The sequence below is a fragment of the Gluconacetobacter takamatsuzukensis genome, assembly GCF_014174275.1.
GTDB classification, from domain to species: domain Bacteria; phylum Pseudomonadota; class Alphaproteobacteria; order Acetobacterales; family Acetobacteraceae; genus Gluconacetobacter; species Gluconacetobacter takamatsuzukensis.
In genome coordinates, this window is the sequence record NZ_JABEQK010000007.1 from 42,996 (window position 1) to 55,664 (window position 12,669).

The following is a 12,669-nucleotide window of genomic DNA, read 5'->3' on the forward strand; positions in this document are numbered from 1 at the left end:
CCTGCACTTCCACCGTGGAGGGAATGCTTCGCCTGACAGGAGGCCGGAAGACCGTTCACTATCGGCTGGAGCCGATGACACCGACCAGGGATGGGATAGGGAACGGCGCCATCATCTTCCTGGGCGATGACACCCTGACTCTGGATCTGATCCATGCGCAGGCTTTTCAACTCAATCCCGGTCTCACGGCCATTTCCGTTCTGGAAACGGGCGAGCATCTGGACGTCAATCCAGCGTGGCTCACAGCCATGGAATATCAGCGCGGTGATGTCATCGGAAAAACCGCGCGAGACATGAATATCTGGGAACATGACTCGTTCCGTTCCGAGGTTGTGCGCCAGTTGACGAAATATGGCCGCGTCGAGAATCTGGAAGGGAGAATGCGAACCAGAACCGGAAAACTGCGCGATATCATCGTCAGCGCTAAACGCGTCTCATATTCGGGCCGGACACTGGCAGTTTTCGCTTCTCACGATATTACCGAAATCAAGAAATCACACGCCGAACTGGAAGCGCTCAACCGGCAACTGGAAGCTCGGGTTACCCAGCGCACGGCTCAATTGGAGGCAAAGAACAGGCAGCTCCTCGATGCCGTGAAACACGCCGAAGCCACCAATGACGCCAAGAGCCGTTTTCTTGCGACGATGAGCCACGAAATCCGTACTCCGCTGAATGCCATCATCAATATGGCAGAACTACTGGCAGAGGAAACCAGAGGCGGTCTCAACGCCAATTATTTGTCCAATATCGTCGATTCGGCACAAGCTCTGGCCGCCATCGTAAGCGATACACTTGATTTTGCCAGAATCGAGGAAAAGTCCCTCAAGATTGTTCCAGTCGAAGTCGATGTCGAGGCTATTGTCGAAGAGGTCATCCGAAGCCTCGCCCCCTTGGGGCACCGCAAAGGCATCGAACTGGTTCTTGTGATTGCGCCGGGATTGCCAAAAAATATCTCTGTTGATCCCACTCGTCTTCGGCAGATCTTGTACAATCTGATAGGCAATGCCATCAAGTATACGCGCGTTGGATGGATTGGCGTCGATGTCGGTCTCGCGCGAACAAACGGCTCTCACGAGCTCGTCCTGTCCATCCGCGACACCGGAATTGGCATCGCATCGGCCGACCAGAATCGAATTTTTGATCGATTTTCCAAGATCAGCCCAGGCTCTGATGACTCGACGAGCGGGACCGGTCTCGGGCTGAACATTGCGCAGGGTCTGGTCCAAGCCATGGGCGGTGCGATTGCTGTAGAGAGCCGTCCAAACCATGGAAGCATATTCCGTGTAACTCTGCCGACAAGCGCCTTTGGCGTGCCGCCACCCGCCCCTCCGATGAACGAAGTCATCATAGTGGGACCGGGCAGCAATACGCGCTCCGCCCTGGAAGCTGTCTGCGTCGGGTCAGGCGTTGCGACACGGGTCGTGGATGAACCGACTGCCATATCGGCCCCTTCGCAGCATTCCACAGCGTTGGTTGTCCTTCCATTATCCGCTTGCAAGACATCGATCGAAATGTGGTATCGTCTTGCCTGTTCACTATGTTCCCGCGTTATCGTCCTGACTCCCATAGGTCAGTCAGCCGGCACTCTTGCTCGCTTGTTACTTGGGAATGGCCAGTTGGAATTCTATCCCATAGGGCGGTCCAGCCTCTTTTCGATCCTCAATGGACACCCTCTCGCGGCACACGCCGCCCGCCCATCTCAGGGCGCGCTTTCCCTTGCTGGTATACGTGTGTTGATCGCCGACGACGTGGAGGAAAACAGGCTCGTCGTCGAATGGGGCCTGAGAGCATCCGGGGCCGATATCACTACCATAGACAATGGCGCAGACGCGATCCGCCTGATCGGGCAAAGCTCGTTTGATATCTTGTTATTGGATCTTCGTATGCCTGGACTTGACGGATATGAAACGGCGGCAAGGATCAGATCCCTTGGCGGAAGGGTCGGCATGACGCCAATTATTGCGGTCTCCGCCAACGTGACGCCTGACGCGCAAAAAATGATGGCATCGGGGATCGACAGTTTCCTGGCCAAGCCTTTCGGGCCATCGAGCCTGCGATCAGCCGTTTTAGAGACCCTGGGCCGCTCCCACACCAGCGAGGACGAGGACGGGGAGGACGACATGGCCCAGATCCGGCATCCGCTTCTCGACACAGCCTTCTTATCCGCCCAACTGGACTATGCTGGCGCAGACGCCATGTGCAAGGCGATCGACATCTTCAACCAGTCTCTGGAACAACGTCTACACAGCATTGAAACGACCAGGGACGACACCGCCTGTATTGAAGCGATTCACCGCCTCGCTGGCGCCGCCTCATCTCTCGGTCTTTCAAGGCTTTTCAACTTGTGCACCCAGCTTGAAAGCTCGTTCAATAACGATGATCCGGGCACTCGCGCTAACAAGATTGTTGGAATTCGATCCACCGGCGAGAATAGTAGGCGTCATCTGAACAAGTATAGAAAGGATATGAGGCGATAAATCTACTGGCCGTCCCCCGGGCGTGCCCCGCTTCCAAGCCTATCCATGAATAGATTGATTCAGGTGAATCTGTCGTGATTCCATCGTCCTGCCTGCGCTTCACAATATGACCGCAGACAACACTGGAACAAGGGCGGAAGTGTCCCCGGTCGATCTGGTAACGAATGGGGGTGAAGGGAGGGCGCCCGCCCTTCCGGGTGCAGGACAGAGCCCTGCGAACCCCTCCCAACCACACACCCGGCCTCTCCCGAAGGAGAAGCCGGACAGATCCGCTCAGAAAGCGGTCGAAACAGTCCCCGTCATGCTGAAGCGCGGCTCGACCATGAAGGAGTTGCCGTAGCCCAGCGTGGGCGCCAGGTTGCCGCTATACACGTTGTGGCTGTTCAGGTCGCTGCCGCGATAGACCACGCCCATGGGCCCGGTGCGGACGATCGAACCGGTCAGGTTCGTGAAGTTCAGCCGGAAGGTCGGCGACTTGGCGAACATGAAGGCGGGGAAGTGATAGCCGAGCGACAGCGTGTCGGTCACATAGCCGGGCATGCGCTGGTCGCCGGCGATGCTGACCGATTGCGGGCCGGTATAATGCACGCTGCCGTTGGCGAAGAAGCCTTTGTAGGTATAGGTCAGGCCGAAATTCGCCATCACGTGCGGCGCCATCACCGCCTGCGTGCCTTTCGAGTGGATCAGCGTGTTGGTGTACGGATCCATCACGTTGCTGTCCTGCCGCGCGTTCAGATACTCGAACGACGCATAGGGGCTGAACCCGTGGATCGAACGGCCCGACACCATGACGTCGAAGCCACGCATCGTCTGGTTGCCGATCGATATGGGCGCGAAGCTGTTCATGCCCACATACTGGTTCACGATGCGGTTGGTGACATTGTAGTTGAACAGCGCCAGGTCGACCATCACGTATTTGTCGTGATAGCGATATCCCAGCTCTTCCTTGATGGAATACTGGTTTTTCAGGAAATTGGGGCCCGAGGGCAGCCAGCCCATGTCCACCGCGCTGGGCTGGCGATAATCGCCCTCGGCGTTGACATAGATCTGGTGATGCTCGTTGAACGTGTAGCCGATCGAAAGCTGCGGCAGCGGCTCGGTGCGGTTGTTGCTGCAATGCTGGAAATTGTCGCTGTTGTCGCAGACCGACCCTTTGACCTTGGTACCGTCGATGTTCGCAAAGCTGGACGTCCAGCTGTTGATCATGGCGAACTTGAAGCCCGCATGGATCACTAGCCGGTCATGCAGGTATTTCGCGGTATCCTGCACGAACAGCGAATGGATTTCGTACCCGGCATTCTGGCCGAAGGTGAAATCGCCGGTCTTGTACAGGTACCACGGGCTGGGCGGGTTGCCGTTGGCCTGGGTGTTGCCGGTGGGATAGGACTGGTTGGTATAGGTATTCTCGTACCAGTACCCGACCGAGAACGCATTATGCGGGTCGATCTGGTAGCCCAGCTTGGCCACCGTGCCCACCCCGCGCGTGTCGTTCTGCAGGAAGAAGCCGGTCTGGTTGGGCCCGCTATAGGGCGTGCCGTCGTCGTTCGAAATCGGGTTGTTCGGCGACGCGTCCCAGCCCTGGCCGAAGGTGAAATAGGGTTGCAGGTCCAGGCTGAAGCGCGCGGGCAGCACGATATGCACCGGCGCGGTCAGGAAGACCTGGTTCCAGTGGTCCTTGCTGTTGTTCCAGTAATTGTCGTTGCTGCGGTCGGCGGTGCGGCCCCAGCCCTGGCCGGTATGCTTGTAGGTGTAGAATTCCTGCGCGGTCGGGTAATTGTCGATGGTGAAGTTCTCGTTGTTCCACGACACGAAGACCTTGGCGGTCGACCCGTTCTGCCAGTCCTTCTGGATGCCGAAATCCAGATGCCGTCGCTCGTTGATGCCCGCCCCCATCCACGACCGGTTATGGGTGTTGGAGAACGAGATGTAGCTGCGCACGCCGGTATTGCCGATCTCGCCCGATTCCAGGCGCAGGAATTCGCGCGACAGGTTGTTGGTGCCATAGGAGAAATCCATCAGCCCGCCGAACTTGTGCGCCGCCGTGTGGCTGCGCTCGTCCATCACGCCGCCGGCGGCGGACATGACGGGCAGGTCGGTCCCCGAACTGCCGGGGGTCACGTTGACCTCTTCCAGGTTTTCGGAATCGATGTCCTCGGCCATGTATTTGGCCGCCGCCGCCGGGGCGCCGTCGACCATCAGCCCCATGTCCAGGTCGGTCAGGCCGCGCACCTGGATCATGCCGCCCTGCATGCCGGCGGTGTCGGGGGTCGAGACGCTGAGGCTGGGCAGGTTCTTGATCAGGTCCAGCGCCGTGCTCGTCGGCGCGCGCATGTCGATATATTCCTTGGCGACGGTCTGCACGGTGTGCGGCGCCGTCTCCAGCCGCATCATGCCGCCGCCGCCGTTCAGCGCCTGCCGGGACGAAGTGACCGAGATATCTTCCGCCGCGGCGCGCGGGGCGGCGCGGACCGGCGTGCGCGCGGCCGGCACCGCGCGGGCGGGGGCCTGCGTCGGGGCGGCGGCCGGGGCCGGGCTGGTCGCGGTGGGCGTGGTCGAGGCATGACGCTGCTGCTGGCCGGTCGCCGCCCGCGCTCCCTGGTGCGGCGCCGTGGCGATACAGAACACGCCGGCCAGGCAGGTCATGGCCTGCAACCGGCCCCGCAATCCGGGCGTGCGGGAGAGATACGTCATTCCTCGATCCTTTTCACTTCGTCCTTCGCGCGTCCGGTTCGTGCCGGGCGCGGTTCGCGCCACGCATGATGCCGAGACGGGCGAGCCTGATAGCCCGTCTTACTACGAAAGACGAATGATCGCCTCCCGGATCGGTTCGTCATCGAAATTACGGAGGCGTGGCAGGCACCTCAAGGATAAAAGAAACATCAGTCTGTTGCCGTTTTGAGCACGCCCGCCGGCCCCGGGCGGGGCCTCCGGGCGCCCGCGCCCGGCCTGCCGCGCGGCATGCTGCCGATTCGCGGCGCCTCCGGCCCGGTCACGATTCGGGCGTGACCAGCCAGCTTGCATGCGCCACCGCCTGCGTGGCGCCCAGATGCGCGATGACGCGTTGCAGTTCGGCCCGGTCGACGGCGGTACTGGTCAGGGTGGCGGCGATTTCCACCTGGTCCGCGCCCCGGTCGGTCAGCTCGACGTCGGCCACGGGAAAGCGCGCCTGTTCCAGATGCGCCACCAGCAGGTCGCGCAGCGCGTCCACATGCGCGCGGTCGGTCAGCAGGCTGACGGTATAGCTCGCCTCCACCCCGCGCCCCTGGAGCGGAATACGGTCGATGGCATTGACCAGCGGCCGCAGCAGCGTATTGCCGGCAATGACGAAGATCGTCAGCAATCCGCCCTCGGCCACCATGTCGCACCCGGTGCAGGCCCCGACCGCGGCCGAGCACCACAGGGTGGCGGCGGTGTTCAGCCCCTGCACGTTGGTGCCGTCCTTCATGATCACGCCGGCCCCCAGGAAGCCGATGCCCGACACGACGTAGGAAATCACGCGCACCGCCTCCACATCGCCCGCGATCCGCTGCGCCAGGTCCACGAAGGCCGCCGCCCCCACCGCGACCAGCACATTGGTCCGCAGCCCCGCCGTGCGCTGCCGGTACTGGCGCTCGGCCCCGATCAGCGTGCCGAACAGAAAGGCCGAGAGATAGCTGACGATGGTATCGAGAAAGGCCGGCCCGTTGAATGTCTGGATGAAATGCATCGCATCAGGCCTCCTGAAGACGGTCCCGGTCGAAAGACCCGCCCGCCTGCGTGCTCAGGCCGGCCGCGCGCGACAGGCGGCGGGTCACGAAGATGCCCTGCGCCGGCGACAGATGCAGGACCGAGGTCCGGTACCACCCATTGCCCTGCCGTGGAACCCGTCCCGACCCGAAAGCGGGGTGGATATGGCGGAATTCGATATCCACCGGGCTCTCGACCTCGATCGAGAAGACATGCTGGCGCCAGACCAGCGCGGCCTCCACGTCGTCGCCCGCGACGGCATAGCGCGCGGCCATATGGTCCTGCCGCGTGATCTGCTGGCCGGCCTGGACCAGCATGGCCACCCCGGCGGCACAGGCGGCGGCATGCCCCACATGGCGGAACAATGCGTCATGCAGCCGATGGATCACGGCACGCACCAGCAGCGTGGCGGCAATGGCGGCGGCGGCCACCACCAGCCCCACCCGCAGCGCGGGCCCGGTAAGCATCCCGTAGGACAGATAGAGCCCCAGCTTGGTCAGGTGCAGCAGCACGTCATTGGCCGCGCGGGTGGCGACGATCTGCTCCTTTTGCAGCCCCATCCGGTGATAGAACCCGTTGAACAGCAGCCCCACCGCCCCGGTAAAGCCGGATACGAACCCCGCCGCCGCCCCCAGCGCGGGCAGCAGCGCGGGGCGGACCGGCCGCGCGGCACCCGCCGCCCCGCCACCCCGGCGCAGCAGCAACGGCAGGTTGCCGATCAGGAACAGGCCCAGCAGCAGGTCCAGATAGACCGGCTGCAACCGGCTGAGCATCCACACCCCGCCCCACGCGGCCGGCAGGGCCGGCGGCACGAAGCGGACCACGACATCCCAGCGTATGGACCGGAAAAAGGAGAGAATGCGCGAAAGCGCACTCAGCGCCGTCCCCACCGACAGCGCCGCCGGCACCTGCGCCGGCGCCAGCAGCAGCCCCAGCACCGGCAGGATCATCAGCCCCGCCCCGCCACCCGACACGGCGCTCAGGGCAAAGGCGGCAACAGCAACGATGAACAGCAGCGCGGCGATAGCCATGGGTCCCCCCGGTGACGGTGCGGCGCGAGCGTACGCGATTTTCCCGTCGCCTTCCACGACACACGGGCCCGCCGGCCCGAAGCCCTGTCAGCCGGCCGCGATATCCGCCAGCAGGATCACGGAATCCTCGCTCGCCACGACGATGAATTGCGTCTCGCCGTCGATCCGTGCCCCATCGCCGGGGCCCAGGCACGCGCTGTCCAGCGTGACGGTGCCCCGCACCACCACCAGATAGAGCGCGCGGCCCGGCGTGGTCCGGTAACACGCGCCTTCACCCTGCGGGATCGCCGCATGCAGCAGCCGGGCGCGGGCACGCAGCACCACCGGCGCGCCATCGGCAATGGTGCCGACATCCTCCGGGTCATCCTCGGGAAAGCCGGAGGCCAGAATGCGGAAACCCCCATCCTCCAGCCCGGCAAAGGCCGGCCGCGCCTCCTGCGCCGGGGTGCCCCCCTCCTCGTCGGGCAGAAACCAGAATTGCAGGAAAGACGCCCCGGCCGAACCCGCCCGCCAGCCCATCGACCGGCACCCGGCGGCGGCCGAGACCAGATGCAGCCCCCCGGTCCCGATGGTCTCGTCCGCAAACAGCGCGCTGTGCGCCACAAGCGCGCCGTCGATCACCCAGCTTGCGATATCGACATCCTGTTCCGGCCCCAGCCCATAATCGGCATCGGCGGCCAGCTGCACCCTGTTGACCACGCGCAGGCGGCCGTCATGGACATGCAGCGGGTCCTGGTACGGCCCGAAGGCGAAATGGCAGTGCAGCACCGCATCGCCCTGCCGCACTTCGCCCAGGCTGCCGGCACGCCGGATCGCGATCATCGGCTCCAGATCCTTCTCCTCAGCCATGCGATGGCGGGGCGTCAGGATAGGTCCCCTCCCACCCGCCGCCAAGCGCGCGGTAAAGCTGCGTCACGGCGCGCGAGATTTCCGTCGTCGCATCCACAAAGCGCGCCTGCGACGCCAGAAGCTGGTTCTGCACCGTCAGCACGGTCAGGAAGTCCGAAGACCCGGCCTTGTATTGTGCCCGCGCGGTCTCGACCGCGATCTCGTTCTCCCGCACCGCCTCGCGCAGCCGGTCGCGCTCGGACTGCGCGGTCGCCAGGTCGGCCATCGCATCGTCGACCTCCTGCCACGCCTTCAGCACGGTCCGCCGCAGCATGATCGCGGCCTCCTTCTGCTGCGCCTTGCGCAGGCGAAGCTGCCCGGTCAGCCGCCCGCCCTCGAACAGCGGCAGGGTGGCGGTCGGCCCGAACCCGTACTGGCGCGACGCCCACGATCCCAGCCCGCTGAACTGCAACGCCTGGATATCCAGGCTCCCCGACAGCGTGATGCGCGGGAAGAAATCGGCCACCGCCACGCCCACGCTGGCGGTGGCGACATGCAGCCGCTCCTCCGCCATGCGGATATCCGGCCGCCGCTCGGCCAGTTGCGACGGCAGCCCCACCGGCAACTCGGCCGGCACGGGCGGAATGGGCGCCGGCCTGCCCAGCTGCGCATTCAGCGCCCCGGGCTCCCGCGCCACCAGAAAGCTCAGCGCATTGAGCAAATGTACCTGCTGCCGCTCCAGCGGCGAACGCTGGGCCTCGAAACCGCGCAACTGCCCCGTCGAATCCGCCACGTCCAGCCGCGTCGCGGCCCCCTGGTCGAAACGCATCGTCGTCAGCCGCACGCTGTCGCGCGCGATGGCGATATTGTGGTCCAGAATGGCCATCCGCGCCTGCACGCCGCGCAGGTCGATATAATCCTGCGCGGTCTCGGCCATCAGCGACACCAGCACGTCGCGGCGCATATCCTCGCTGGCCTGCATCGCCGCCGTGGCCGCCTCGACCTGCCGGCGCACATGCCCCCACAGATCGACTTCCCACGAGGCATTCATGCCGTATTGCGGCAGGTTGAACGACGGGTTGCCGATGCTGCCGGGCAGCGCGGTGGGGCCGAACCCCTGCGTGCCGCTGGCAATCGTGCCCGCCTGCTCGCGCTCCATGGTGCCCAGCAGGCCCAGAATGCCGTTGGTGCTGGCCCGTTCGCGGGCATAGGACGCATTGGCCTCGACATGCGGAAACTGCGCCGCGCTGGCAATCCGCCGCTCGGCCGCACTTTCCATCAACCGCAGCGACGCGGCCTGAAGGTCGAGATTCGCCGCCGCGACATCCTGCTCCAGCGCCGTCAGCACCGGGTCGTCGAACTGCCGCCACCAGCGCGGATCGGTCGAGGCCACGACCGGATGGCTGGCCCCCGGCGCCACGCTCTGGTGCCACGCGACGGCACTCCCGACCGCCGGCTTGCGATAATCGGGCCCAACCGTGCAGGCACCCAGCGCCGCCAGGCAAAGGCCCGCCAGCGCCCCGCGCGCAGTCCATCCGACGCAACGCATGGCAAAACCTGCCGGGACATGCGGGCGGGCGAGCGAGAGCGGCCCAACGGGCCGCGCCCGTCGTGTGTTTCCGAGCACCGGAGCGGAGCGGCCTAAATGGCCGTGAGCACCGGAGCACAGGAAACGCGCGTCGGATCGCCGCCCGCCCGCATGTCCCGGCAGGTTTTCAGCGCCAGACATAGCGGGCATCGTCGGCATGGGGGCCAGAGGGCTGCGACGCGGTATCGATGCTGACTTCCACCGACATGCCGACGCGCACCCGGGCGGCCAGCTTCTGGCCGGGGTCGAAGGTCAGCTTGACCGGCACACGCTGCACGACCTTGGTGAAATTGCCCGTCGCATTGTCCGGCTGGATCGGCGCAAAGGCCACGCCGGTCGCAGGCGCCAGCGAATCCACATGCGCCTTCAGCGGATGGCCGGGAAAGGTATCGACCCACACGGTCGCACTCTGCCCCGTCTGCACCTTCGTCAATTGCGTTTCCTGGTAATTCGCCAGCACATACGCCGCTTGCGTGGGCACGACGGCCAGGATGGCGGTGCCGGGATGCACATAGGCACCCACCCGCACCCCGCGCTCGCCGACAATGCCGGCGACGGGGGCAGGGATCGTGCAGTAGGACAGGTTCAGCTCCGCCTGCCGCGCATCGCCCTGCGCCTGCAACAATTCGCCCTGCGCGCGCGCAAGCTGGGCCTTCAGCACGTCCACCTGGCGGACGGCGCTGTCGGTCGCGGCCTCGTCGCGCGCCATGGCGGCCTCGGTTTCCTTCTCGCGCGCCTCGGTGGCCTGCTTCTGCTCCACCGTGCCCGCCCCGCCCGACGACAGGTCGCGATAGCGCGCCATGTTCTGGCGCGCGAATTGCAGCGTCGCCCGGTCGGCCTGCACCGCCGCCCGCGCCCCCGCGATCACCGAATCCTGCCGCGCCAGCTCGGCCTCCAGGTTGCGCACCGCCCCCTGCGCGGCCATCAGCCGGCCGCGCGCGACATCCAGCGCGGCGTGGTAATCGTCGTCCTCGATATGGGCCAGCTCGTCGCCCGCATGCACGGCCTCGTTATCCTCGGCCAGCACCCGGTCGATGCGGCCGGACACCTTAGGGGCAACGGCGGTGAAATCGGCGGTGACGTAAGCATCGTTGGTGTACTGGTCGACACCGTTGCCCAGCACCAGCCGACTGCCGCCCCAGGCGGCAAGCGCAAGCACGATGGCGGTACTGCCGGCGTAAAGCAGGGGTTTTCTGTAGATCATGCGATAGGGGTCCGCGAAAGTTCAGTGGGCGGGAGCCGTCGCCGAAGGCGCGCGGGGCGGATAGACGCGGCGGGGCAGCACAAGGTTGAGCACGGCGTAGAACAGGCAGACCCAGATCAGGATGAAATAGATATCCGCCAGCCCCAGCACGAGCGCCTGCTCGTGGACAAAGGTGTGAAAGACCTCCAGCGCATTGCGCGCCACATGCCCGGCATCGGGCGAGGTACCGGCAAGCTGCTGGCCGATCGGCTCGCCCAGCCCCTGCAACGCCAGCCCGTGCGTGCCGTGATGGTCCAGCAGCATGGTGGAGTGATATTGCTCCCGCCGCCGCGTCAGCGCGGCGAACAGCGCGAAGGCCACGGCATTGGCCAGCCCCTTGAGCATGTTGACCATGCCGGAAATGAACGGCCCGTCCGCCGGCCCCAGCGCCAGCGTCGCCAGCATCAGGGTCGGGATCACCGTCATCGGCTGGCCGAACACCTGCAGGATCTGGATGACGTAGAAATTGTCCCGCACCCAGTCGGGCGTCAGCCAGGTGCCGCACCACGCCGCCAGCGCCAGCAACAGCATGCCGCCGGCCAGCACATACCGGCAATCGACCCGACGGCTGTTGCAGATGGCGGCGATCAGCGGAAGCATGATCAATTGCGGCAGCGCCACGACCAGCGAGATCGGCGCGGTCTGGATCGGCCGATAGCCCCGCACCGCTTCCAGATAGGTCGCCGGCAGCTCGGCCATCAGCCCGCAGATCGCCAGGATGCCCACCAGCGACAGCAGCGAGGCCTGGATATTGCGCGACAGCCAGTAATGAATCTTGAAATACGGGCTGGGATGGAACGATTCGTTGATCAGGAAGACGACGAACGCGGCCCCGCCCCACAGCGCCAGATGCGTGATGACGGGCGAGCGGAACCAGTCCAGCCGGTCGCCCTGGTACAGCACGATCACCAGCGAACAGATGGCAGGCAGCCCGACCAGCAGCCCGAACCAGTTGAACTTCGCGAACCGCTCCAGATGCATCGGGTCGCGCGGCAGCCCATAGGCCAGCATCGCGATCGAAAGCGCGGCCAGGGGAATGATCTCCCAGTACAGCCAGTGCCACCCGACATGCTCGAACCAGAAAGCCTCCAGCGGCAGGCCCAGATTGGGGCCGAAAGTGGCACTCATGGCATAGCCGCCGATGCCGAAGACACGGATCTCCGCCGGCAGGTATTTCAGCATCACGGTCATCAGCACCGGCGGCAGGCACCCCGCCGCCGTCCCCTGAAAGGCCCGCAGCACGCACAGCGAGGCGATGTCGGGCATGAAGGGTGCGGGAACGGCCAGCAGCGCCATGACCGCGGTGATGAAGATCGAAAACCGGTAGATCGAAAACGTCATGTAGAACCACGGCGTGAACGCCATGGCGGCGATGTTGAACGCCTCGTAGATCGTGGTGAACCAGGTCCCCTCGTCGTGCCCGATATGCATGGCGCCGCGAATGTCGGACAGGCCGATTTCCGTCACATGCTCGTTGAAGCCCGCCACATGCACCGCCAGCAGCATGCCCAGGCAGCCGATGACGGTGCGCAGCCCGAAGGGCGGGATGTACGATGGCACGGGCGGCGCGCCATGGATCACCGGCGCTCCCGCCGCGGGCGCATGCGCGGGCAAGGGCGCGGGTGCCGGCATGGCCGGCCCGTCCGGGGCCGCCGCGTCGCCGCGCGGTGCAGGGGGGGCGGAAATCATGGCGGGATGTTCAGCGAAATCGAAACGCGCGAAACCTCCATTCCGATCAGGCCAGGCTTCCACTTTCCGGAAGCGTTTCCGCTGGCC

At 65.0% G+C, this 12,669-nt stretch carries 8 protein-coding genes; 1 reads left to right on the plus strand and 7 read right to left on the minus strand.

Annotated features, from left to right (window positions below):
* Positions 1-74 precede the first annotated feature (74 nt).
* Positions 75-2,477, plus strand: coding sequence for an ATP-binding protein (locus HLH27_RS10175; RefSeq protein ID WP_182949925.1), 2,403 nt, complete (start codon positions 75-77; stop codon positions 2,475-2,477).
* A gap of 273 nt (positions 2,478-2,750) precedes the next feature.
* On the opposite strand, the gene HLH27_RS10180 is transcribed toward HLH27_RS10175, so the two are convergent.
* The 7 genes from HLH27_RS10180 to HLH27_RS10210 form a co-directional block, all read right to left on the minus strand.
* Complete coding sequence (locus tag HLH27_RS10180; RefSeq protein ID WP_182949926.1) at positions 2,751-5,168, minus strand: TonB-dependent receptor; 2,418 nt, start codon at positions 5,166-5,168, stop codon at positions 2,751-2,753.
* 298 nt (positions 5,169-5,466) lie between these two features.
* Entirely contained in the window at positions 5,467-6,183 is a 717-nt protein-coding gene (locus HLH27_RS10185; protein ID WP_182949927.1) for an MgtC/SapB family protein, read from the minus strand.
* 4 nt (positions 6,184-6,187) lie between these two features.
* Entirely contained in the window at positions 6,188-7,234 is a 1,047-nt protein-coding gene (locus tag HLH27_RS10190; RefSeq protein WP_182949928.1) for a sulfite exporter TauE/SafE family protein, read from the minus strand.
* Positions 7,235-7,321: 87 nt separating this feature from the next.
* A complete protein-coding gene (locus HLH27_RS10195; protein WP_182950081.1) occupies positions 7,322-8,056 on the minus strand; it encodes a pirin family protein in 735 nt (244 codons plus the stop codon).
* 19 nt (positions 8,057-8,075) lie between these two features.
* Entirely contained in the window at positions 8,076-9,611 is a 1,536-nt protein-coding gene (locus HLH27_RS10200) for an efflux transporter outer membrane subunit (RefSeq protein ID WP_182949929.1), read from the minus strand.
* 166 nt (positions 9,612-9,777) lie between these two features.
* On the minus strand, positions 9,778-10,854 hold the full coding sequence (locus HLH27_RS10205; RefSeq protein WP_182949930.1) for an HlyD family secretion protein: 1,077 nt from the start codon (positions 10,852-10,854) through the stop codon (positions 9,778-9,780).
* Positions 10,855-10,875: 21 nt separating this feature from the next.
* Positions 10,876-12,525 carry an MFS transporter gene (locus HLH27_RS10210; RefSeq protein ID WP_182950082.1) on the minus strand — a complete coding sequence of 550 codons (1,650 nt, stop codon included), beginning with the start codon at positions 12,523-12,525 and terminating at the stop codon, positions 10,876-10,878.
* Between the last annotated feature and the right edge of the window lie 144 nt (positions 12,526-12,669).

What these genes read in the sequence shown, in the direction of transcription:
- HLH27_RS10175 (WP_182949925.1), top strand. Translation starts at nt 75, where the DNA reads ATGACACCGACCAGGGATGGGATAGGGAACGGCGCCATCATCTTCCTG.
- HLH27_RS10180 (WP_182949926.1), bottom strand. Translation starts at nt 5,168, where the DNA reads ATGACGTATCTCTCCCGCACGCCCGGATTGCGGGGCCGGTTGCAGGCC.
- HLH27_RS10185 (WP_182949927.1), bottom strand. Translation starts at nt 6,183, where the DNA reads ATGCATTTCATCCAGACATTCAACGGGCCGGCCTTTCTCGATACCATC.
- HLH27_RS10190 (WP_182949928.1), bottom strand. Translation starts at nt 7,234, where the DNA reads ATGGCTATCGCCGCGCTGCTGTTCATCGTTGCTGTTGCCGCCTTTGCC.
- HLH27_RS10195 (WP_182950081.1), bottom strand. Translation starts at nt 8,056, where the DNA reads ATGATCGCGATCCGGCGTGCCGGCAGCCTGGGCGAAGTGCGGCAGGGC.
- HLH27_RS10200 (WP_182949929.1), bottom strand. Translation starts at nt 9,611, where the DNA reads ATGCGTTGCGTCGGATGGACTGCGCGCGGGGCGCTGGCGGGCCTTTGC.
- HLH27_RS10205 (WP_182949930.1), bottom strand. Translation starts at nt 10,854, where the DNA reads ATGATCTACAGAAAACCCCTGCTTTACGCCGGCAGTACCGCCATCGTG.
- HLH27_RS10210 (WP_182950082.1), bottom strand. Translation starts at nt 12,525, where the DNA reads ATGCCGGCACCCGCGCCCTTGCCCGCGCATGCGCCCGCGGCGGGAGCG.